This is a genomic window from Arthrobacter sp. zg-Y1219, assembly GCF_030125545.1.
Lineage (GTDB): Bacteria > Actinomycetota > Actinomycetes > Actinomycetales > Micrococcaceae > Arthrobacter_B.
Genome location: NZ_JASKLY010000016.1, coordinates 1 through 21,614, shown reverse-complemented (window position 1 = coordinate 21,614; position 21,614 = coordinate 1). Strand labels below are relative to the sequence as shown.

Genomic DNA, 21,614 nt, shown 5'->3' with positions numbered 1-21,614 from the left:
GTAGGCCTGATCACGCCGCGGCGAAAGTTGGTCAGACCACATGAAGGGGCGATGCAGCCCCTTCAGCCGGATTTGGAGGACTTACCCGAGTAGCGCGGCTACCGGATGCCGCGGTCCGCCAGCAGCTTCTCCAGCCCCTCCTCCAGCAGCTCGAGCGCGGCGGCCACGGTGGAGTGGATGACGGTTTCCGGATCCCCCTCGAAGAACCGTTCAATGACGTCGGGGTGCTCCTGGTTGGCGGCGGTCAGGCCGAAAAAGACGGTGCCGGGCTCCTGGTCGTCCTGCGGTTCGGGGCCGCCGGAGCCGGTGACCGCCAGGACCAGGTCGGCGTCCAGCAGCTTGGCCGTGCCCGCGGCCATCTGGGCCGCCGATTCCTCCGACACCACTGCCTCGGCCGTCACGCCCAGGACCGTGCGCTTAACGGAGGTGGCGTAGGCGGTGAGCCCGCCGAGGAACCAGTCCGACGACGACGGCGCGGCCCCCAAGAACGAGGCCAGCATCCCGCTGGTCAGGGATTCCGAAACCCCGATGGTCACGCCGGTGCCCTGGATGCGCTCGGCAATGCGCTCAGCAGTTTCGGTGGAAACCGTGTCCTGGCTGGAAGTGGACAAGGACTTCTCCTGTTCGTCGGTGCTTTGTGATGACCGAGATTTTATCAGGCTGCTTACCAGTTTTAAGCGCGTTGGAGCCGGGTCGGAGCGGCTGCGCCTGGGTGGGGCCGGCGGCCGGTTTGCAGCGGGTCGGAGCTAGGCGGAGCCGGCGGATTTTTCGTCAGCGGAGTCCTCGTCGGGAATCTGCGCATAGAACCACTCGATGTGCTCGCGCAGCAGGCGGGCGGCGTCGTCGCCCCGGCGGGATGCCACCGCCTCGTGGATGCCGTGGTGCTGGGCCTGCAGCTGGGTCATGACGGCGGGCCAGTTTTCCATGCCGTCGACGGCGTTCTTGACGTAACCGCTGATGGCACCGCTCAGGGACGCCATCATGGTTTCGATGACGGCGTTGCCGGCCAGCGAGCTGAGCTCCACATGGAACTGGGCGTCCAGCAGGTGGAAGGCTTCGCGCTCAATATCCGGGGCATCCATGGCCTCCAGCAGTGCGGCGGCCCGGGCCAATGCGGCGTCCGCGGCCTCCGACGGCGGCCGGGCGGCGGCGGTGGTGGCCGCCCAGGTTTCCAGCAGGACACGGGTCTGCACGATGTCCGCCACCGGCAGCCGGCTGCTGGCCATGTGCAGGCGCAGGGCGGAGGACAACCCAGCCGAAGGTTCGGAGATGATGATGGCGCCGGACTTCGGCCCGGACCCGGAGGAGGACCGCAGTACGCCCATGGCGTCCAGGATGCGGATGCCTTCCCGGACGGAGGCACGGGAAATGCCGTAGGTTTCGGCCAGCGTCCGCTCGCCGGGCAGCTGATCGCCCAGTGCGATGGCGCCGGAGCGGAGGTCGGCTTCGATGTTTTCCAGCAGCAGGTCGTAGCTGCGGCGCGGGTGCTCTGTCACCGCTCCATCCTGCCATGCGCTGATGCGGTGGGGTGCCGGGGTGCCGGGGCCGGGACGCCGATGCGGTGGGGTGCCGATGCGGCAGGGCGTCCGGTGCCTTCCGCTCGCCGGCGAACCTTGCGCCATCATCTCCAGAACCCGGCCCTCGCGCTTGTACTGGATCTCTCGTGCAGATAATGCACTGACCGGGGCTCCGCCGGAGTCTCTCGTGCAGATAATGCATTGAAAAGGAGTCATTTCGGAGAAAGGAGGCCCTGATCTGCACGAGAGATTTCGCCAGACTGCATTATCTGCACGAAGGATGCGCGCCGGCCGCCGCCACCGCCGAGGGACACCGGCCGCCGCCATCGCCGAGGGGCAGCGGCCGCCACCAGAATCGGGCGGGCGCCGTTTTCCGCGGGGATAACCCCGGAAAATCGGCCGCATCGGGGTGAATCGTCCGGTTGGGGAATCTGCCGCCGGTCCGCAGCGGCAGCAGATTCCCAAAACGGCAGCAGATCCCCGGAAAGCGGCGGAGCAGGCAGGACCTACGGCAGCATCCAGCCCAGGACCGGCGTGGACTGCAGGTACACCAGGGTGCACAGCACCAGCAGCAGGCCCACGCTCCAGCCGACGACCTTGCGCAGCAGCACCGATTCCTGGCCGTCCAGCTTCACGGCGGTCACCGCGATGGCGAGGTTCTGCGGGCTGATCAGCTTGCCCACGACGCCGCCGGAGGTGTTGGCAGCCACCAGCAGGTTCGGATCAATTCCGGCTTCGATGCCGGCGGTCTGCTGCAGGCGGGCGAAGAGGGCGTTGGCGGAAGTGTCGGAACCGGTGACGGCGGTGCCGATCCAGCCCAGCACGGGGGAGAGGAACGCGAAGAACGCTCCGGTGCCGGCAAGCCAAGTGCCGATGGCCACCGTCTGTCCGGAAAAGTTCATGACGTAGGCCAGGGACAGCACGGAGAGGATGGTCAGTCCGGCCCAGCGCATGTTCCAGATGGTCCGGAAGATCTCGGCCACACCGTTGCCCACGCTCATGACGTACCGGCCGCCGTCGTCGTACTTGGCGTAGACCGCGCTCACGATCAGGCCGGTGAACAGCAGCAGCGTTCCGGGGCTGGAAAGCCAGTTGAACGTGTAGATGGTGGAGGAGACGGGCTCGCCGGAGGCATCCAGGAGCCGGTCGTGCAGCCAGGGCCACGGAACCTTGATGTCGGTGGAGGCCAGGAGGGCGGGAATGTCCGCGCCCCACTTCCACAGCTTGGCGATGCCGAAAATCAGGATCACCAAGAAGTAGGGGAACAGGGCCAGCAGCGTGCGGGAGCGGGTGAGGGAGTTGCCGTCCCGAACCGCAGCGGCGGCACCGCGTCCGGCGCCGGACTGCGAGCCGGCCGATCCGGTGACCGAGGCGGCGAGGGCGGGCAGGCCCATGCGCTCGCGGGCGGCTTCGCGGCCGCGGGGCTGCCAGAACCGCAGGAAGACAACGGCGGCACCGAGGCCGGCCAGGGCTGCCACGATGTCGGTGAGTTCGTAGGAGAAGAAGGTCGAGCAGAGGACCTGGGCCGTGGCAAACGCGACGCCGGTAATGACGGCGGCGGGCCAGGTGTCCCGCACGCCGCGGCGGCCGTCGAGGATGAAGACCAGGATTAGCGGGACGAAGATGGCCAGCAGCGGTGCCTGGCGGCCCACGATGGTGCCGATGTGGTCGGCGTCCAGGCCGGTCAGCGAGGCTGCGGTGGTGATCGGAATGGCCATGGCGCCAAAGGCCACGGGGGCGGTGTTGGCCACCAGCACGGCGGCGGCTGCCTTGAGCGGCTTGATGCCCAGGGCCACCAGCATGGTGGCGGTAATGGCCACCGGTGCGCCGAATCCGGCCAGGGCTTCCAGCAGGCCGCCGAAGCAGAAGGCGACCAGGATCGCCTGCACGCGCACATCCCCGCCGCCGATCACGTCGAACACCCGGCGCAGGTCCTCGAACCGGCCGCTGAGCACGGTGATCTGGTAGAGCCAGATGGCCATGATGACGATCCACAGCACCGGGAACGCGCCGAAGACGGCACCCTGGGTGGCGGAGAGCGCCGCCAGTCCGGCCGGCATCTGGTAGGCGAAGACGGCGACGGCGAGGGCCACCAGCAGGGCGATTCCGCCCGCGAGGTGGGCCTTGACCTTGACGTAGGCCAGCAGCACAAAGAAGGTCAGCAGTGGCACCAGGGCCACCAACGCCGAAACGGCAACACTATCGAGCACTGGATCGGTGCTGGGGATGAATGACTCCACTGGGTCCTCCGCGTAGTTCTGGACAGGGCATGGTCAGGCCACAGTGGTCAGACCATTGGCGAGTCTAGCGCAGAACTCCGATTTCTGTGATGGTAGTCACCAGCACCGAGGGCCCGGATGTGACAGGCCCAACATGTTCTACTATGGTCAGACCACACGTACGGGGTGTCGCCCCGCTGAAAGGCAGCCATGAGAATCGCTCTATTCGCCACCTGCATCGTGGATGCCATGTATCCGCGCACCGCCCGGGCCACCGTGGACATTCTGGAGCGGCTGGGCCACGAAGTCGTGTTCCCCTCCGGTCAGGCCTGCTGCGGGCAGATGCATGTGAACTCCGGCTACCTGCCCGAAGCCGTGCCGGTGGTCCGCAACCACATCGAGGCCTTCGAGTCCCAGGAGTACGACGTCGCCGTCGCACCTTCGGGCTCCTGTGTCGCCTCCGTCAAGCACCAGCATCCGATGGTCGCCCGGTCCTGCGGCGATGCCAACCTGGCGGCCCGCGCCGAGGCGGTTGGCGCCAAGACCTACGAGCTCTCCGCACTGCTCACCGACGTCCTGGGCGTCACCGATGCCGCCGCGCAGCTGGGGTCCTGGTTTCCGCACAACGTCACCTATCACCCCAGTTGCCACGGCATGCGCCTGCTGCGGTTGGGCGACCGGCAGCTGAACCTGCTGCAGAGCGTGGAGGGCATCACCGTGGCGCCCCTGCCGCAGGCCGACCAGTGCTGCGGCTTCGGCGGCACCTTCTCCATGAAAAACGCCGACGTCTCCACCGCGATGCTCGAGGACAAGGCGGCAAACATCAAGGCCACCGGCGCTGACCTGTGCTCCGGCGGCGACGCCTCCTGCCTGATGCACATCGGCGGCGGGCTGTCCCGGCAGGGCAGCGGCGTCTCCACCCTGCACTTTGCTGAAATCCTTGCCAGCACTCGGGACAATCCGGTGTCCGTCACCGGTGACGTCCTGGTCGGCGGAAAGGCCTCCCGATGAGCACCACGTACCTGGGCATGCCCACCCTCCCGGTCTTCGGGCAGGGCAACCTCAACGCCGTCGAGCCCTTTCCCCGGGCCGCCAAACGCGAACTGGGCAACAGCCAGCTGCGCGCCAACCTGGGCCACGCCACGCACACCATCCGCGACAAGCGGCTGCGCGTGGTCGGAGAGCTGCCGGACTGGGAGGACCTGCGCAACGCCGGCAGCGCCACCAAGGAAGCGGTCATGGCCCAGCTGCCCGAACTGCTGGAGCAGTTCGAGAAGAACTTCACCGCCCGCGGCGGCATCATCCACTGGGCCCGCGACGCAGCCGAGGCCAACGAAATTGTCCGCGACCTCATCCGGGAGCAGGGCGTGGACGAGGTGGTCAAGGTCAAGTCCATGGCCACCCAGGAAATCGGGCTGAACGAATACCTGGAAGAACAGGGGATCGCCGCGTTCGAAACGGACCTCGCCGAACTGATCGTCCAGCTCGACCATGACAAGCCCAGCCACATCCTCGTGCCGGCCATCCACAAGAACCGCACCCAGGTCCGGGACATCTTCCTGCGCGAAATGCCAGGGGTCGATCCGGACCTCACCGACAACCCCGCCAAGCTGGCCGAGGCTGCGCGGGCGCACCTGCGCCGCAAGTTCCTCTCCGCCAAGGTTGCCGTCTCCGGCGCCAATTTCGCGATTGCCGACGCCGGCACCCTCGCCGTCGTCGAATCCGAGGGCAACGGGCGGATGTGCCTGACGCTGCCCGAAACCCTGATCACCGTGATGGGCGTGGAGAAGCTGCTGCCGTCCTGGCAGGACCTTGAGGTGTTCATGCAGCTGCTGCCGCGCTCCTCCACGGGCGAGCGGATGAATCCGTACACCTCCCTGTGGACCGGCGTCACCGAAGGCGACGGACCGCAGAACGTGCACCTGGTGCTGCTGGACAACGGCCGCAGCGCCGCGCTGGCGGATGAAATGGGCCGCTCGGCGCTGCACTGCATCCGCTGCTCGGCCTGCATGAACGTGTGCCCGGTCTACGAGCGCACCGGCGGCCATGCCTACGGCTCCACCTATCCGGGACCGATCGGCGCGATCCTCTCACCGCTGATGACGGGCATCGTCTCCGAGGAGAACAACTCCCTGCCGTACGCGTCCTCGCTCTGCGGCGCCTGCTACGACGCCTGCCCGGTGAAGATCAACATTCCCGAAATCCTGGTGCACCTGCGCGCGGAGGACGTGGACAGCAAGCGCGGCAAGAAGAAGCTGCCCACCCAGATGGACCTGCTGATGAAGGGCGCCTCCTGGGCGTTCTCCTCCGGCAAGCACCTGGGCCTGCTGGAAAAGGGCCTGCCGCTGGGCCGGATCGCCGCCGGCCGGAAGAAGAAGATCACCAAGCTGCCCGGCATCGCCGCCGGCTGGACCCAGAGCCGGGACATTCCGGCCCCGCCGGCCTCGTCCTTCCGTGACTGGTGGGCCAAGGAGCACGAAACATCAGCAGCCGGCGGCGCGGACGCTGCGGCGCAAACCATCACCAAGACTGAGGATCAGGCATGAGTGCACGGGCAGACATCCTGGAGCGGCTGCGGTCGGCGCTGCGCGACAGCCCGGCCGTCCCGGAGATTCCGCGGACCTACCGCGAGGACTCCGGCATGAGCGCCGAGGAACGCATCGAGATGCTGGTGGACCGGCTGGTGGACTACAAGGCCGGCGTCACGGTGGTGGACCGGGCCGGGCTGGCGCCGCGGATTGCCGAACTGCTGAGCGGTGCCGCCAGCTATGTGGTTCCGGCGGGGATCGACGCCGGCTGGCTGGCCGCCGCCGAAGCCGCCGCGCCCGGCCGCCGGCGCACCGACGACGCTGCCGCGCCGCTGAGCGTGGCGCAGTTGGACGCGGTGGACGCCGTCGTCACCGGCAGCGCCGTCTCGGTGGCCGAAACCGGCACGATCATCCTGGACGGCAGTCCCAACCAGGGCCGCCGCGCCATCACCCTGGTGCCCGACCATCACATCTGCGTGGTGGGAGCCGACGACGTCGCCGGCATCCTTCCGGAAGCCCTGCGCCGGCTGGACGGCACGCGGCCGCTGACCTGGATCAGCGGGCCCAGCGCCACCTCCGATATTGAGCTCGAACGCGTGGAGGGCGTGCACGGACCGCGGAACCTGGACGTGGTCATCGTCCGGTCCTGAGGCCGCGCCGCGCCTGCGGTGACGTCCGCCAGGAAAGCGACGGTTTCCTGCAGCGACTCCCTGGCCTCGGGCCGGTGCAGCTGGAACTGGTACTCGTGTCCCAGCGCCGGCCGGTAGCCCTTCGGCCAGAACCGGCGGGTCACCGGCACCCCCACTTCCTCCAGCCGGTCCGCCAGGGGCACTGACTGCGTGCTGGTCAGGTAGTCGCCGTTTCCGCCGGAAATGTAGGTGGGCGGAAAGCGGTGATCCACGTGCTTCGGAATGGACATGTGCCCCGCGGCGGGGGTGGCGGCCCAGTCCTTGGACCCGGTGTAGGCCCAGAGCGCCTTCTTGAGCCCCCAGCCCACGGGGCCGGTTAAGCGGGCCTCGGACGTAAAGTCGTAAACGCCGCAGTGCAGCAGGATTCCGCGCAGTTGCTCCGGGGCGGCGGCGGGAACCACCCCGGTCTCGCCGGCGTACTCCGGGTTGGTGATGGCCAGGGCCAGCTGTGCGGCCAGCTGCGCACCGGCGGAGTCACCGGCCAGGACAATCCGATGGGGATCCAGCCCGTATTTGTCTGCGTGTTCGCGCACAAAGCCCAGGGCGGCGTTCAGCTCTTTCACGGCGGCCGGATAGATGACTTGGGGCGAGATCGAGTATCCGACGCCCACCACGGCGTACCCGTACCCGGCGAGGATCCTCAGATACGGCGCCACATCTTCCTTGGAGCCGGAGATCCATGCCCCGCCGTGTATCCACATCACCACCGGCAGCGGTTTCCGGTCCGGAGCATCCGGCAGGAACAGGTCCAGGGTCGGCTTGGCCCCGGACCCCAAATACGGCAGGCCCCGGTGTCCGGTCACTCGGAGCCCGGGAATATGGGGGTGGATCTTCTTCAGCGGGAAGTTGCCCACGCCGGAGAAGAGTCCGCGGATGAGCATCGCGGAGGGGCGGGGATCCCGCTGCAGCGGGACAGCAGCAGCAATTCCGGCAGCGGCGAGCACTCCGGCCAAGAGCCCCGCAGTGGTGAGCGAGGAGAACTTCATCTTTTTAACGTAGGAGCCGGCACCGGGCGGCCTTTGGTCGCTTCGCCGCCAGGAAGCGGCAGCGGAGGGGCGACTGCGAGGAATCTCATGGCCGCCGGTGTTCGGCGGCACTGCCGGAAGCAGGCCGGCGGGATTTCCTTGACGTGAGCGGGATCACGCCCCTACGATCAGACGAGCCCGTTTGAAACGGTTCATTCGGTTCCTGTCCCGTCGGCCGCAAAGGTGCGCATCACTGAATGTCAGACACGCCAGCCACTTCGGAAACCGCAGTCCTGACCCTGTCCGGGGCCTTGAAAACCTTCGGGCCGGTCATCGCGCTGGCGGACGGCACCATCGAACTTCGGGCCGGAGAAATCCACGCCCTCTGCGGGGAAAACGGTGCGGGCAAGTCGACCCTGGTCAAGATCCTCGCCGGACTCTACGCCCCTGATGAGGGAGCCTTCAGCGTTGCGGGCCGCCCGGTGAACTTCCGCTCCGTCGCCGACAGCAAGGCCGCGGGCATCTCCGTCATTTACCAGGAGCCCACGCTGTTTCCCGACCTGTCAGTGGCGGAGAACATTTTCATCGGACGCCAGCCGCGTAATCGGATCGGACTGATCGACCACGCCCGCATGCGCGACGGCGCCGCGGAACTTTTCGCCAGACTCGGCGTGGACCTTGATCCGGCCCGGACAGCTGAAGGGCTGTCCATCGCCGACCAGCAGATCATTGAGATTGCCAAGGCCATTTCGCTGGACGCGAGCGTCCTGGTCATGGACGAACCGACGGCGGCCCTGAGCGGGGTTGAGGTGGAGAGACTCTTTACCGTGGCCCGCTCGCTGCGCGGAGACGGCGCGGCGATTCTCTTCATCTCGCACCGCTTTGACGAGGTGTTCAGCCTCGCTGACCGGATCACCGTGATGCGCGACGGCCGCTACATCGCCACCCATGCCACGGCATCAACCAGCATCGAGGAAATTGTCCGGGACATGGTGGGGCGGGAGGTCGATTCGCTGTATCCCAAGGGCGAGGCCGAGGTCGGTGAGCCCGTCCTTACCGTTGAAGGGCTGCAGCGCCGGGGCGTGTTCACCGGCATCGGTTTAGAAGTCCGGGCCGGAGAGATCGTGGCTCTCGCGGGTCTGGTGGGCGCCGGGCGAACGGAAGTTGCCCGGGCCATTTTCGGCATCGACCGGTACGACGCCGGGAGCGTGTCCATCAAGGGACGGAAGCTCAAACCCGGCCAGCCGAAGGCCGCCATCGCAGCCGGCGTCGGCTTTGTCCCAGAAGACCGCCGCAAACAGGGACTCGTGATGGGCCTGTCGGTCGGCCGCAACACCACCCTGACCCTCCGGGACCGGTTCCGCACGCTGGGGCTGATCAACGGGCGGGCCGAGCAGGCCGCGGCCCGGGAATGGACGACCAAGCTGCAAGTGAAGGCCTCAACCCTTGAGCAGCCCGTCAGCACGCTGTCCGGCGGAAACCAGCAGAAGGTGGTCCTTGCCAAGTGGCTCGCCACCAAACCGGCGCTCCTGATCATCGACGAACCCACCCGGGGCATCGACGTCGGCACCAAGAGCGAGGTGCATCGGCTGATCTCCGAGCTGGCCGGCCAGGGGCTGGCGATCCTCATGATTTCCTCCGAACTGCCGGAGGTCCTGGGCATGGCGGACCGGGTCCTGGTGATGCACGAGGGCCGGATCTCGGCTGAGCTGGACCGGAGCGAAGCCAGCGCCGAAGCCGTCATGCATGCAGCCACCGGCTCCGGCGGGCACCGATGAGCACGCCAACGGCCCAGACTCCCGCGGCGAAGCAGCCCCGGGCTCTCCCGCTCCGCCGGCAACGGCAGTTTCCCAACGTGTTCCGGCTCCGGGAGTTCCCCGTCACCGCAGCCCTCGCGGTGCTGGTCCTGGCCACCGCCGTCGTCAATCCGCTGTTCCTCTCGCCGCAGGGCTTGAAGGACCTCATGCTCAACGCCACTGTGATGGTCATCCTGGCCGTGGGGCAGACCATGGTGATTGTCACCCGCAACGTGGATCTGTCCGTCGGGTCGATTCTCGGCCTGGTCGCCTTCGGCACCGGTGCGGTCTTTGCCGGTGCGCCGGACATGCCGATTCTGGCGGTGGTCTTGCTGGGCATGGCCTTCGGCTCCGTCCTGGGTCTTTTCAACGGCCTGCTGGTGACGCTCGCCAAGGTCCCCGCACTGGTCATCACGCTGGGCACGCTGTACATCTACCGCGGTGTCAACAATGCCTGGGCCGGCGGAACCCAGTACTTTGCCGGCGACCGGCCGGAGGCCTTCGGAGCCCTGTCGGTGGATACCTTCCTGGGCATTCCGATGATTACGCTCGTGGCCATCGCTGTGGTGATCACCGCCGCCGTCTTCATGTCGGGCACCCGCTCCGGACGGGATTTTTACGCCGTCGGCTCAGACCCCGAGGCAGCCAGGCTCTTCGGCATTCCGGCGTCCAAGCGGATCCTGACGGCCTTCCTGGTCAACGGAGCCCTGGCCGGGCTCGCCGGCGTCCTCTACGCGAGCCGCTTCAACGCGGTGGGCGCGACAACCGGATCCGGGCTGGAACTGGACGTCGTCGCAGCGGCCGTGGTTGGCGGCGTCGCGATCTTCGGCGGAAGCGGCACGGTGGTCGGCGCGGCGATCGGCGCCCTGCTGCTCAACACCATCACCAGTTCGCTCACCGCCATTCGGGTCGACAAGTTCTGGCAGCAGGCCGTGGTGGGCATCCTCATCCTGGCCGCCATCCTGATCGACCGCCTCGCCGGACTGCGCCGCGCACGCAACCTGCGCGAGAAGGAAGGCCGAAATGTCTAGCCCCGCCATGCCGCGAGCCGCGGCGGCCGTGGACACCAGCACACCGCTCAGCGGCGTCGAAAAAGTCCGGGGCCCGCGGTGGTGGGCCGGCCGCGACGCGGTCATGGTGTACCTCCTGGCTGCGTTTGTCCTCTACGCGATCATCACCATTCCGCGCTTCGCGTCACCGGTGACCACCGGCTTCCTGCTCCTGGACGTGATTCCCACGCTGCTGATCGCGATGCCGATGACCCTGATCATCATCACCGGGGAAATCGACCTGTCAGTGGCCAGCGTTGCCGGGGTCTCCAGCGCCGTCCTGGGCGTGCTGTGGGCGGGAGGGACGGGAATCTGGGCGGCGATCGCCGTCGCGCTGGTGTGCGGGCTGGCTGCCGGAGCACTGAACGGTGCCCTGATTGCCTTTCTGCAACTGCCCTCCCTGGCCGTCACCATCGGGACGCTCGCGTTGTTCCGCGGGTTGGCGCTCGTGGTCATCGGCGACAACGCCGTGGCTGATTTTCCGGTGGAACTCACCTCGCTGGCATCGGACAAACTGGGCGGAACCGGCATTCCGGTCCTGATGCTTCCGGCGCTGGCCCTGGTCGTTGCCGCCGGGCTGGTCCTGCACAAGAGCTCTTTCGGCCGCGGCCTGTATGCCATGGGCTACTCCAAGGAAGCCGCGCAGTTTGTCGGGATCAGCGTGGAATGGTCCAAGTTCTGGCTCTACGTTGCCAGCGGCCTCGTATCGGCGGCGGCCGGCATTTTCTGGACCTTCCGCTACACCAGCGCCCGCAGCGACAACGCCTCGGGGCTCGAACTGCTGGTTATTGCGGCGGTGCTGCTGGGCGGAGTCTCAATCTTCGGAGGCAAGGGGAGCATCGTCGGCGTCGTTGCCGGCGTGCTGCTGATCGGCAGCCTGAACTACGCGCTGCGGCTCGACCGGGTCTCCGACGTCGTCCTGGTGACCCTGACCGGGATGCTGCTCATCGCGTCCGCCGTGGCACCGAGCATCGGTGCCGCCATCGGACGCAGGCGCCACGATCGTCGGCTGCGCCGACGCCTGGCCGAAGAACCCATCAAACCCGGCGGACCGTCCGCTGAGTGAAGGAAGGAAACAAAGATGTTCACTCCCCGCTCCACCGCCCGGCGGCGCATCACCGTCATGACGTCCCTCGCGGCCGCCGCGGCCCTCGCGCTCTCCGGTTGCGCCGGCAGTGAAGACGACGGATCCGGCAGCAACGACGACGCCACGGTCACCTTCATTCCCAAGCAGCTGAACAACCCCTACACCGACGTCGTGCTGGGCGGCGGCGAGCAGGGCGCCACCGACGCCGGTTTTGCCGAAAGCAACGTGGTCGGACCGCTGGAGGCCTCAGCCTCCAGCCAGGTCACCTTCATCAACGCCGAAACGCAGGCAGGCACCAACGCCATCGTCCTGGCCGCCAATGACCCGGATGCCGTCTGTTCGGCGCTGGGCGAGGCGCGCGACGCCGGGGCCAAGATTGTTGCCTTCGACTCCGACACCAACCCGGACTGCCGCGACGTGTTCATCAGCCAGGTGGTGGCCAAGGACGTGGCCCTCATCCAGACCGAGCTCATTGCCGAGCAGATCGGCGGCGCGGGCAAGATCGCAATCCTCTCGGCCACCGCCAACGCGACCAACCAGAATGAATGGATCAAGTACATGGAGGAGGAGCTCGCCTCCAACCCCGAGTACTCGGAAATTGAACTGGTGGCCAAGGTCTACGGCGACGACGACGACACCAAGTCGTTCCAGGAAGCGCAGGGCCTGATGCAGGCGCATCCGGACCTCAAGGGCATCATCTCGCCGACAACCGTGGGAATTGCGGCCACGGCACGCTACCTCTCCACGTCGGACTACAAGGGCAAGGTGGCGCTGACCGGGCTGGGGCTGCCGAACGAAATGCGCTCCTTCATCAAGGACGGCACGGTTTCCGAGTTTGCCCTCTGGGACCCGGCGCAGCTGGGAACCGTTGCGGCGTTCGCCGCCAAGGCGCTGGTGGACGGCTCCATCAGCGGTGAACCCGGTGACACCTTCACCGCCGGCGAGCTGGGGGAGCGGACTGTCGAGGACGACGGCGTGGTGATCGTGGGTCCGCCCACGGTGTTCAACGCCGAGAATATTGACGACTACGACTTCTGACAGCCATGAACCTGTCCCCGGGCAGCATGGCAGCGGTTACCGCGCCCATCCGCCACCGCGCGAGGATTGGCCTGGTCTCCGGAGGGTTGGGCGCCTACTGGCCGCAATTCCCTGGGCTGCTGCCACAGCTGAGGGAGTCGGCGGCCTACGTCGGCCAACGTTTCGAGGAGACCGGCAACGACGTCGTTGACGCCGGTTTTGTTTCGGACGCCCAGGACGCGGCCCGGGCCGCGGAACGGCTGCGGCAGGCGGACTGCGACCTGATTGTCCTGTTCGTGGCGACCTATCTGACCTCCTCGATGGTCCTGCCCATTGCGCAGCGTTCGGGCACCCCGGTGCTGGTGGTTGACCTGCAGCCCACTGAAGCGATGGACCATGCCCGCACCGGCACCGGGGAATGGCTCGCCTACTGCGGGCAGTGCCCGGTGCCCGAGCTGGCCAACGTCTTCCGGCGGGCCGGCATCCCCTTCCGGTCGGTTTCGGGCTACCTGCGGCAGGAAGCGGCCTGGGACCGGATCATGAGCTGGGTTCGGGCGGCAGCGGTGCGCGGACGCCTGCGCACCGCACGGCACGGGCTCATGGGGCATCTGTATCCGGGGATGTTGGACGTGTCAACGGACCTGACCACTGTCAGCGCCACCTTCGGCTCGCACGTCGAGGTGCTGGAGTTTGATGACCTGCGCGAACGCGTCAACGCCGTCACGGAGCGGGAAACCGCGGACCGGGTGGCGCTGGTGCGGGAAGTCTTCGAGCTGGACCGCTCGGTTCACCTGCCGGAGCTGGAATGGGGTGCCCGGGTCTCGGTTGGCCTGGACCGCCTGGTGGACGACTTCGCCCTGGATTCGCTGGCCTACTACCACCGCGGACTGGCCGGAGAACTTCACGAACGGCTGGGTGCGGGAATGATCCTGGGAGCCTCGCTGCTGACCGCCCGCGGGGTGCCGATGGCCGGCGAGTATGAACTGCGGACCTCCGTGGCCATGCTCGCCGCCTCGGCCCTGGGCGCCGGAGGGTCGTTCACCGAAATCCAGGCGCTGAATTTCTTCGACAACGTGGTTGAAATGGGCCACGACGGGCCGGCGCATCTGCAGATCTCCGCCCGGCAGCCGCTGCTGCGCGGCTTGGGCGTTTACCACGGCAAGCGGGGCTGGGGCGTGTCGGTGGAATTCGATGTCCGGCCCGGTCCGGTGACCGCTTTCGGAGTCGGCCAGGACCGGGACGGCAGCTACGTCTTCGTCACTTCCGAAGGCACAGTGACCGAGGGTCCGCTGCTGCAAATCGGGAACACGACGTCGCGGGTGGACTTCGGCGGGGATCCCGGGCTGTGGGTGGATCTCTGGGCTGCCACCGGCGTCGGGCATCACTGGGCGCTGTGCCTGGGCCACCGCCGGGCGGAACTGGCCGCCGCAGCGTCGTTGCTTGGCCTCGAACATCGGCATGTTCAGCTCTGACTCCGCCCTGTGCTCAAGCAGGCGCAGGCACGTCAGGCCAACAGGAGTGCAGCGAACAGAATGACGGGGAAGGACAGAAACGAAGTCAGGAAAATGACGTCCCGGGCAATGACCGATTTCATCCCGAACTGGTGGGAAAAGAGGTACACGTTCTGGGCCGTCGGCAGGGCACTCATCACGACCACGCCGAAGAGGTCCACACCGTCCAGCCCGAACACCCAGCGGCCCACCGCGTAGCCCAGCAGGGGCGCGACGAGCAGCTTCACGGCAGCGGCCACCAGGACCTCGGTGCGGACCGCGGCCGTGCCCAGCGGGCGCTGCCCGTGCAGGCTCATGCCGAAAGTCAGCAGCAGCAGCGGAACCGAGGCATGCCCCAGCAGCGACACGGGTTCCCAGAGGACGCCGGGCAGCCGGAACCCGGACAGGGCGGCTGCCAGGCCGGCGAGGGTGGCCAGCGTGACGGGGTTGGCGAAGGGACGTACGACGGCGGTCAGCAGCGCCAGCGGGCGCGCCCGCGGGCGGGGGCCGGCGGCCAGCGCTCCGGGCCCGGATGCGGAGCGCCCGGAGGCTGCGCGGCGCTGCGTGAAACTGAATACGGCCAGGTAGAGCGGTGCCACGACCAGCAGCTGGGCCACCAGCACGGAGACCACGGGGGTGGAGCTGCCCACGGCATACAGCGCGATGGGCAGGCCGATGTTCCCGGCGTTGGCATAGGAGGAGCTCATGGCACCCACCGCGGTATCCGCGGCACTGCGCCGGAAAAACAGGAGGGAAACACCGGCGTAGACGGCACCGCAGACCGCCGCAATGAGCAGCGCGGCAGGCGCGAAGGTCCGCAGCACCTCCTCCACCGGAGCTTCGGCCAGGAGGATGAACATCAGCGCCGGGTTGGTGACGTAGTAGATCACCGAGGTGAGGGCGGCCTGGGGATCCGTTCCCCTGCCGCGGCGAACGGCCGCGAAGACATAGCCCACTGCCGCGATGATGAGGACTATGGCGAAGCCTTCGATGACGCCCAGCACTGTGGAAACGCTCCTTTCCGGAGCACTCCGGATTGCAGGGATACGCCGCGGCGGCCGCCGGCGGACAGGCCCGCCGGCGGCCGGTTCCTAGCGGACCAGGCAGGGACGCTTCGGGTCGAAGGACCAGTCCGGCACCAGGTACTGCATGGCGGCGGCATCGTCCCGGCTGCCCAGCCCGTGCTCGAGGTAGAGCTCGTGGGCTGCGGCCAGCCGGCTGCGGTCCAGCTGCACGCCGAGGCCGGGCTCGGCGGGCACCTGGATTTCGCCGCCCCGGATTACCAGCGGATCCAGGGTCAGCCCCTGGCCGTCCTGCCAGATCCAGTGCGTGTCCAGGGCAGTGATCTCGCCGGGGGCTGCGGCGGCCACCTGGGTGAACATCGCCAGCGAGATGTCGAAATGGTTGTTCGAGTGCGATCCCCAGGTCAGGCCGAACTCCGAGCACAGCTGGGCCACCCGGACGGATCCTGCCATGGTCCAGAAGTGCGGATCGGCCAGCGGAATGTCCACCGCATTGGTCCGCACCGCGTGCGACATTTCCCGCCAGTCGGTGGCGATCATGTTGGTGGCGGTGCGCAAGCCGGTGGCGCGGCGGAACTCGGCCATGACCTCGCGGCCGGAAAAACGTCCCTCCGCCCCGCAGGGGTCCTCGGCATAGGCGACGACGCCTTGCATGCGCCGGCCCAGGCGGATGGCATCCTCCAGCAGCCAGCCGCCGTTGGGATCCAACGTGATCCGGGCATCCGGGAAGCGTTCCTTGAGCGCGATGACCGCGTCAACCTCCGCATCGCCGGCCAGCACCCCACCCTTGAGCTTGAAATCGGTGAAGCCGTACTTCTCCGCGGCGGCCTCTGCCAGCGCCACAATCGCCTTGGGCGTCATGGCCTCTTCGCGCCGCAGCCGCTCCCAGCTGCCGGCCGCGTCCGCTTCCCGCAGGTACGGCAGGTCGGTGGCGTCCGGGTTGCCGATGAAAAAGAGGTAACCCAGCATGGGCACCGCGCTGCGCTGCTGGCCGTCGCCGAGGAGCTCGGCGACGGGAACTCCCAGGAACTGGCCGTGCAGGTCGAGCAGGGCGGACTCGATCCCCGTGACCGCGTGCACCGTGGTGCGCAGGTCAAAGGTCTGCAGCCCGCGGCCGCCGGCGTCGCGGTCCGCAAACGTGGCGGCGATCTGGCGCAGCAGGCTGCGGAACCGGGCCACCGGCTGATTCAGGATCAGGGCGCCGGCCTCCTCGATGGTGCGGCGGATGTTTTCCCCGCCCGGCACCTCTCCCAGCCCGGTCCGGCCGGCGGAGTCGGTGACGATGACAATGTTGCGGGTGAAGTAGGGGCCGTGGGCGCCGGAGAGATTCAACAGCATGGAGTCGTGTCCGGCGACCGGCACCACCTCCACGCCGGCGATGGTGGGCTGAGCGGTCACGCGTTGCCTCCGGCCGGTTCCATGGTGCCGTCCACCAGCCGGTTGAGCTTCCACGGATTTTCCTGCTGCAGGGCGGTCGGCAGGAGAGCATCCGGGATGTTCTGGTACGCCACCGGGCGAAGGAAACGGTCGATGGCCAGCGTGCCCACCGAGGTGGTGCGGCTGTCGGAGGTGGCCGGGAACGGACCGCCGTGCACCATGGCGTGGCCGACCTCCACTCCGGTGGGCCAGCCGTTGACGAGGATCCGGCCGACCCGGCGCTCCAGCACGGGCAGCAGGGTGCGGGCCGCCGAGTAGTCGGCGTCGGCCAGGTGCAGGGTGGCGGTGAGCTGGCCTTCCATGGCCTGCACGGCGCCGACCAGCTCGCTGACGGAGTTGTAGCGGATCACCAGCGAGGCGGCGCCGAAAATTTCGGCCTGGAGCGCCTCGTTGGCGAGGAAGGTCGCCACGTCGGTGGAGAAGATCGACGGTGCCGGCGCGTTCTGGGTGTCTCCAGCGCTGCCGGCCGCCAGCAGCTCGACGCCGGGCTGGCCGGCCAGCGCGGTGACGCCGTCCTGCCAGGACGCGGCGATGCCCTTGGTCAGCATGGTCTGTCCGGCGGCGGCTGTAACGGCCTGCCCGACGGCGGCGGCAAAGCGGTCGCCTGCCTCACCGGTGGGGGCAAACAGCAGGCCCGGTGCGGTGCACAGCTGTCCGGAGGAGCCGGTGACCGAGGTGACATAGGCACTGCCGAGAGCTTCGGCGTCGTTCTCCAGGGCGCCCTCGAAGACAAAGACGGGATTGATGGAGCTCATTTCCGCGTAGACCGGAATCGGTTCGCGGCGGCCGGCAGCGGCGTGAACCAGCGCCATGCCGCCGGACCGGGACCCGGTGAAGCCCACGGCCTTGATGGCGGGATCCGTCACCAGCGCCTGGCCGATCACGGCGCCGGGTCCGTAGACCAGGGAGAACACGCCCGGGTGCAGGCCCAGGTCACGGACGGCGTCGGCGATGGCGCGGCCGGTGATTTCGCCCGTGCCGGGGTGGGCGTTGTGGGCCTTGACGATCACTGGGCACCCGGCCGCCAGCGCCGAAGCGGTGTCTCCGCCGGCGGTGGAGAAGGCCAGCGGGAAGTTGCTGGCACCAAAGACGGCCACCGGTCCGAGGGGGACCTTGCGCTGCCGGATGTCGGCGCGGGGCATCGGAGTTCGTTCTGGCAGGGCGGGATCCACGCGGACTCCGCGGAAATCACCCTGCCGGATGACCGAGGCAAAGAGCCGCAGCTGGCCGGTGGTGCGGCCGCGCTCGCCGGTGAGCCGTGCTTCGGGAAGCCCGGTTTCCGCCATCGCGCGTTCAACCAGGGCGGGTCCTGCCGCCTCGATGTTGTCGGCAATGCGCTCCAGGAACACGGCGTGCGTTTCCGGATCCAGCGTGCTGAAGGAGGCGAAGGCCTCTTCGGCCGCAGCCGTGGCGGCGGTCAGCTGCGCGGTGTCCAGGAGCGAGTATTGCGGTTCGAGCGTCTCGCCGGTGGCGGGATTAACGCCGGCGGCGGTGCCGCCGCGGCCGGTTACTGATTGTCCGGCGATGATGGAATGGCCGGTGAGGATCTGGTCGGCAGGCATGGTGCTCCTAGTCGTCGGTTGTGGTCAGGCCCGGGCGGCGGCTGCGGGAGCCGAGGGGCGGATGCCCGCCCGGGAGATGAGGTCTGTCAGGTCCGCGAGGTCCTGCTCCGAGAGGTCTTGCAGCGGCGGGCGGACGGAGCCGGCGTCCCGGCCCACGGCCTTGAGGCCGCCCTTGACGATGGATACGCCGTAGCCCTTTACCCGGTCACGGATATCAATGTAGGGCAGGACAAAGCGGTTGAGCTTTTCCGTGACGGCGTCCCGGTCCTGGTTGCGGACGTCGCGGTAGAACTCCAGCGCGAACTCGGGGACGAAGTTGTACATGGCTGAGGAATAGGTGCTCATGCCCAGCTGCAGCAGCGGAAGGGCGAAGGTTTCCGCCGTCGGCAGGCCGCCGAGGTAGAAGAGCCGGTCGCCGTTCGCGGCGTAGACCTTGGTGAGGTGCTCGATGTCGCCCACCCCGTCTTTGAAGCCGATGAAGTTGCCGTGGCGCTCGGCCAGTCCGGCCACCGTGCGGGCGTCGTACCGGGCGTTGGCGCGGTTGTAGACAATGACGCCGATGCCGACGGCGCTGGTCACGGCGTCAACATGGGCGGCCAAACCGGACTGGTCGCATTCGGTCAGGTACGGCGGAAGGAGCAGCAGTCCTTCGGCGCCAGCTGCCTCGGCTGCCTTGGCGCCTGCCACGGCGGAAGCGGTGGACCCGCCGACGGAGGCCAGGACCGGAACAACGGATCCGACTTCCTGAACGGCGATGGTGACGGTTCGGTCCAGCTCGGCCGGAGTCAGGCTGAATCCCTCTCCGGTTCCGCCGGCCGCAAAGAGCCCGGCGACTCCGAAGCTCGCCTGCCAGGCCAGGTGCTCGCGGTACCTTGCCTCATCAAGCTGCAGATCGGCGTCGAACGTTGTGACCGGGAAGGAGAGGAGGCCGTCCTTGAGCGTGGTGGCTAGTTCCTGAGGCGTGTACTGCGCCATGGTGCATCGTTCCTTAGCAGAGGTGCCGTTTCGGCGGATACGGGAGTGAGACCCAGCCTAGGAACCGCTTTGATGCCTGTCCAAGCCCTCTTTTATATGAATTGATGCCGTAAAGGTATTAGCTTCGGGTTTGCGCAGGTACGGTGCGGCTAGGCGCCGGGGGCCCGCAGAAGCTCGAGCACCCGGCCAAGCGCCGGATTGGTGGAATCCCGGTTCCAGATGGCGTGCAGCTGCACAACATCCGACGCTACGCCCGCCAGCGGGAGATAGGAGACGCCCGCAAACTGGAGGACCCGGGCGGATTCCGGAACGATGGCGACACCCCGGCCGGCTGCCACCAGCGCCACCATCGTCAGGATCTGGCTGACGGTGTGAATCACGTTGTGGTGCTCGATCGGAATGAGGCGCACGGCCAGATCATAAAAGTATCTGGCCTTGGTGGGGGAGTGCATGATCAGCGGCGTATCGCGGAGATCCGCTGCGGTGATTGCCCGGTCCAGGGTGTCGAGGTGATGGCCGGACGGAACGGCCAGCCGCAGGTCCTCGGAAAACAGCAGGTGGGACTCAAAGCGGTCGGTGTCAAAGGGGGGCCGGGCCAGGCCGAGATCGAGGTCGCCGTGGGACAGCGCCTGGATCTGCTCGCTGGTCACAAGCTCCTGCAGTTCCACGTCCACGCCGGGCAGGGCTTCGGCAATCTCCCGGAGGATCGGTCCCAGCAGGCTGTAGCCGGAGGCGGCCGTAAAACCGATCCGGATGATGCCGGCGCTACCCTGAGCCATCCGCCTGGCGGTGTGCGGGGCGCGGTCGGCCGCCGCGACCAGCTTCCGTGCCTCAATCAGGAAGGCGCGGCCGCCGGCGGTCAGGACCACCTTGCGCTTGTCCCGCTCCAGCAGTTCCACGCGCAGTTCCCGTTCCAGCTTTTGGATCTGCCGGCTGAGCGGAGGCTGGGTCATGTTGAGCCGGACGGCCGCCCTGCCGAAGTGCAGTTCCTCGGCGACGGCGATGAAACTCCGGGCCTGATCCAAAGTAAACATAATGCCTTCCAGGTATTACTCAATGCAGTAATGGGCTTGGACATGCATCATAGTGGTTTTTAGACTCAGTGATCGAGGCCACACTGCTTTACTCTTTTCCCGGCCTGACATTTTTTCATAACCTCACCTGGGAGACCCCATGAAACGCTTGTCTACGCGCACCGTGATCGGCACCGCCGCCGCTTCGATGCTTCTGGCACTGACCGCATGCGGCGGCAATGTCGGCTCCGGAGATTCGGCCGAAGAATTCCCGTCCGGTCCCGTCACGCTTACCGTGGGCCAGGCAGCAGGCGGATCCAGCGACCTGGTGGCCCGTTCGGTCGCAGAAGGCCTCGGCAAGGACCTCGACGTCGCGGTTCCGGTAGTGAACAAGCCCGGCGCCAACGGCGCTCTGGCCACACAGGAAGTGATCGGCAAGCCGGCCGACGGCTATAATCTGGTCCTGCTCAATGCCTCCCTGATCACTGTCACGCCGCTGGCCGTCTCTGCCGACGAAGCAGTGGACATTGCCGACCTGGACGTGCTGATGGGGCTTTCGCAGGACGACTATGTCCTGGTGGCCAGCCCGGAGGCCGGAGTAAAGACCCTGGATGACATCATCAACAGCCCGGTCGACTTCACCTACGGAACCGCCGGGGTGGGCACCGCATCGCAGCTGGCACAGAGCGTGCTGTTGAAGCAGGCCGGAATCACCGGCACCGAGGTTCCGTTCGATTCCGGTTCGCCGGCGCTGACCGCGGTGCTCGGCAACCAGGTGCAGCTCGCCACGATCCAGCTCGGCGAGGCCAAGCCGCAGATCGATGCCGGAAAGGTGGTGCCCGTGGCCGTCTTCTCGTCCGAGCGCAACGCGTTCCTCCCGGATGTTCCCACCGCCCTTGAAGAGGGATACGACGTCCCGGTCGCGCAGTACCGGGCAATCGCAGCGCCCAAGGGCCTGCCCGAAGACGTGAAGGCACGGCTCGTCGAGGGCCTGGAAGCCGCCGTCGAGGAACAGCAGTACAAAGACTTCAACGAGAAGAGCCTGCTGACTCCCAAGGTGATTTCGGGTGAAGAGGTTGTCACCGAGTGGACCGCTCTGGGCGACAAATACCGTGCACTGACCGAAGAACTGGACATCTCCCTTTCCGGGAACTGATCCCTGTACCGCAGCTGCCGTGGGGGGGGGGGGGGGGGGGGGGGGGGCGGCCCCCCCCCGGGGGGGTTATGATGAAGGCTAACGATGAACAA

Annotated in this window: 17 protein-coding genes and 1 pseudogene; 9 read left to right on the top strand and 9 right to left on the bottom strand. The window is 67.5% G+C overall.

The window, feature by feature from the left end; all coding sequences use genetic code 11:
- Positions 1-98: 98 nt before the first annotated feature.
- From QNO00_RS13505 to QNO00_RS13495, 3 genes are all read right to left on the bottom strand, one after another.
- A complete protein-coding gene (locus QNO00_RS13505) occupies positions 99-611 on the bottom strand; it encodes a CinA family protein (RefSeq protein ID WP_284024871.1) in 513 nt (170 codons plus the stop codon).
- A 135-nt stretch (positions 612-746) separates the two neighbouring features.
- Complete coding sequence (locus QNO00_RS13500) at positions 747-1,496, bottom strand: FadR/GntR family transcriptional regulator (protein ID WP_284024870.1); 750 nt, start codon at positions 1,494-1,496, stop codon at positions 747-749.
- A 527-nt stretch (positions 1,497-2,023) separates the two neighbouring features.
- Complete coding sequence (locus QNO00_RS13495; RefSeq protein WP_284024869.1) at positions 2,024-3,757, bottom strand: L-lactate permease; 1,734 nt, start codon at positions 3,755-3,757, stop codon at positions 2,024-2,026.
- 189 nt (positions 3,758-3,946) lie between these two features.
- On the opposite strand from QNO00_RS13495, the gene QNO00_RS13490 reads away from it, so the two are divergent.
- From QNO00_RS13490 to QNO00_RS13480, 3 genes are read left to right on the top strand one after another with little or no spacing between them, the layout of a single operon-like run.
- Positions 3,947-4,747, top strand: coding sequence for a (Fe-S)-binding protein (locus QNO00_RS13490; RefSeq protein ID WP_229964524.1), 801 nt, complete (start codon positions 3,947-3,949; stop codon positions 4,745-4,747).
- A complete protein-coding gene (locus tag QNO00_RS13485; RefSeq protein WP_229964525.1) occupies positions 4,744-6,282 on the top strand; it encodes a LutB/LldF family L-lactate oxidation iron-sulfur protein in 1,539 nt (512 codons plus the stop codon). The genes QNO00_RS13490 and QNO00_RS13485 overlap by 4 nt, the downstream gene beginning before the upstream one ends.
- The gene (locus QNO00_RS13480) at positions 6,279-6,914 is read left to right on the top strand and encodes a LutC/YkgG family protein (RefSeq protein ID WP_229964526.1); all 636 of its coding nucleotides are present in this window, start codon (positions 6,279-6,281) and stop codon (positions 6,912-6,914) included. Before QNO00_RS13485 ends, QNO00_RS13480 begins: the two co-directional genes overlap by 4 nt.
- Before the next feature lie 131 nt (positions 6,915-7,045).
- Here QNO00_RS13480 and QNO00_RS13475 read toward each other — a convergent pair.
- Positions 7,046-7,834, bottom strand: a pseudogene (locus QNO00_RS13475) (alpha/beta hydrolase); the annotation flags it as partial.
- 341 nt (positions 7,835-8,175) lie between these two features.
- On the opposite strand from QNO00_RS13475, the gene QNO00_RS13470 reads away from it, so the two are divergent.
- From QNO00_RS13470 to QNO00_RS13450, 5 genes are read left to right on the top strand one after another with little or no spacing between them, the layout of a single operon-like run.
- Positions 8,176-9,696: a sugar ABC transporter ATP-binding protein gene (locus QNO00_RS13470; RefSeq protein WP_284024868.1), complete on the top strand. Its 1,521-nt coding sequence runs from the start codon at positions 8,176-8,178 to the stop codon at positions 9,694-9,696.
- Positions 9,693-10,745: an ABC transporter permease gene (locus tag QNO00_RS13465; protein ID WP_284024867.1), complete on the top strand. Its 1,053-nt coding sequence runs from the start codon at positions 9,693-9,695 to the stop codon at positions 10,743-10,745. The genes QNO00_RS13470 and QNO00_RS13465 overlap by 4 nt, the downstream gene beginning before the upstream one ends.
- Entirely contained in the window at positions 10,738-11,829 is a 1,092-nt protein-coding gene (locus QNO00_RS13460; protein ID WP_284024866.1) for an ABC transporter permease, read from the top strand. Before QNO00_RS13465 ends, QNO00_RS13460 begins: the two co-directional genes overlap by 8 nt.
- A gap of 15 nt (positions 11,830-11,844) precedes the next feature.
- Positions 11,845-12,888 carry a rhamnose ABC transporter substrate-binding protein gene (rhaS, locus tag QNO00_RS13455; RefSeq protein ID WP_284024865.1) on the top strand — a complete coding sequence of 348 codons (1,044 nt, stop codon included), beginning with the start codon at positions 11,845-11,847 and terminating at the stop codon, positions 12,886-12,888.
- 5 nt (positions 12,889-12,893) lie between these two features.
- The gene (locus QNO00_RS13450) at positions 12,894-14,339 is read left to right on the top strand and encodes an L-fucose/L-arabinose isomerase family protein (protein ID WP_284024864.1); all 1,446 of its coding nucleotides are present in this window, start codon (positions 12,894-12,896) and stop codon (positions 14,337-14,339) included.
- 32 nt (positions 14,340-14,371) lie between these two features.
- On the opposite strand, the gene QNO00_RS13445 is transcribed toward QNO00_RS13450, so the two are convergent.
- The 5 genes from QNO00_RS13445 to QNO00_RS13425 all read right to left on the bottom strand — a co-directional run bounded on the left by QNO00_RS13445 (position 14,372) and on the right by QNO00_RS13425 (position 20,387).
- Positions 14,372-15,361 carry an AEC family transporter gene (locus QNO00_RS13445; protein ID WP_284024863.1) on the bottom strand — a complete coding sequence of 330 codons (990 nt, stop codon included), beginning with the start codon at positions 15,359-15,361 and terminating at the stop codon, positions 14,372-14,374.
- Between the two features lie 87 nt (positions 15,362-15,448).
- Positions 15,449-16,777 carry an enolase C-terminal domain-like protein gene (locus tag QNO00_RS13440; protein WP_284024862.1) on the bottom strand — a complete coding sequence of 443 codons (1,329 nt, stop codon included), beginning with the start codon at positions 16,775-16,777 and terminating at the stop codon, positions 15,449-15,451.
- On the bottom strand, positions 16,774-18,378 hold the full coding sequence (locus tag QNO00_RS13435; protein WP_284024860.1) for an aldehyde dehydrogenase (NADP(+)): 1,605 nt from the start codon (positions 18,376-18,378) through the stop codon (positions 16,774-16,776). The genes QNO00_RS13440 and QNO00_RS13435 overlap by 4 nt, the downstream gene beginning before the upstream one ends.
- A gap of 24 nt (positions 18,379-18,402) precedes the next feature.
- Positions 18,403-19,353, bottom strand: coding sequence for a 5-dehydro-4-deoxyglucarate dehydratase (gene kdgD, locus QNO00_RS13430; RefSeq protein ID WP_284024859.1), 951 nt, complete (start codon positions 19,351-19,353; stop codon positions 18,403-18,405).
- Positions 19,354-19,502: 149 nt separating this feature from the next.
- Entirely contained in the window at positions 19,503-20,387 is an 885-nt protein-coding gene (locus QNO00_RS13425) for a LysR family transcriptional regulator (protein WP_284024858.1), read from the bottom strand.
- A 139-nt stretch (positions 20,388-20,526) separates the two neighbouring features.
- Here QNO00_RS13425 and QNO00_RS13420 point away from each other — a divergent pair, with 139 nt between their 5' ends.
- Positions 20,527-21,522, top strand: a complete 996-nt coding sequence (locus tag QNO00_RS13420; RefSeq protein ID WP_284024857.1) for a tripartite tricarboxylate transporter substrate binding protein — start codon at positions 20,527-20,529, stop codon at positions 21,520-21,522.
- Positions 21,523-21,614: the final 92 nt, after the last annotated feature.

Bases quoted from the DNA above. Each gene is read 5' to 3' on its own strand.
- QNO00_RS13490 (WP_229964524.1), top strand. From the start codon at position 3,947: ATGAGAATCGCTCTATTCGCCACCTGCATCGTGGATGCCATGTATCCG.
- QNO00_RS13485 (WP_229964525.1), top strand. From the start codon at position 4,744: ATGAGCACCACGTACCTGGGCATGCCCACCCTCCCGGTCTTCGGGCAG.
- QNO00_RS13480 (WP_229964526.1), top strand. From the start codon at position 6,279: ATGAGTGCACGGGCAGACATCCTGGAGCGGCTGCGGTCGGCGCTGCGC.
- QNO00_RS13470 (WP_284024868.1), top strand. From the start codon at position 8,176: ATGTCAGACACGCCAGCCACTTCGGAAACCGCAGTCCTGACCCTGTCC.
- QNO00_RS13465 (WP_284024867.1), top strand. From the start codon at position 9,693: ATGAGCACGCCAACGGCCCAGACTCCCGCGGCGAAGCAGCCCCGGGCT.
- QNO00_RS13460 (WP_284024866.1), top strand. From the start codon at position 10,738: ATGTCTAGCCCCGCCATGCCGCGAGCCGCGGCGGCCGTGGACACCAGC.
- rhaS (WP_284024865.1), top strand. From the start codon at position 11,845: ATGTTCACTCCCCGCTCCACCGCCCGGCGGCGCATCACCGTCATGACG.
- QNO00_RS13450 (WP_284024864.1), top strand. From the start codon at position 12,894: ATGAACCTGTCCCCGGGCAGCATGGCAGCGGTTACCGCGCCCATCCGC.
- QNO00_RS13435 (WP_284024860.1), bottom strand. From the start codon at position 18,378: ATGCCTGCCGACCAGATCCTCACCGGCCATTCCATCATCGCCGGACAA.
- kdgD (WP_284024859.1), bottom strand. From the start codon at position 19,353: ATGGCGCAGTACACGCCTCAGGAACTAGCCACCACGCTCAAGGACGGC.
- QNO00_RS13425 (WP_284024858.1), bottom strand. From the start codon at position 20,387: ATGTTTACTTTGGATCAGGCCCGGAGTTTCATCGCCGTCGCCGAGGAA.
- QNO00_RS13420 (WP_284024857.1), top strand. From the start codon at position 20,527: ATGAAACGCTTGTCTACGCGCACCGTGATCGGCACCGCCGCCGCTTCG.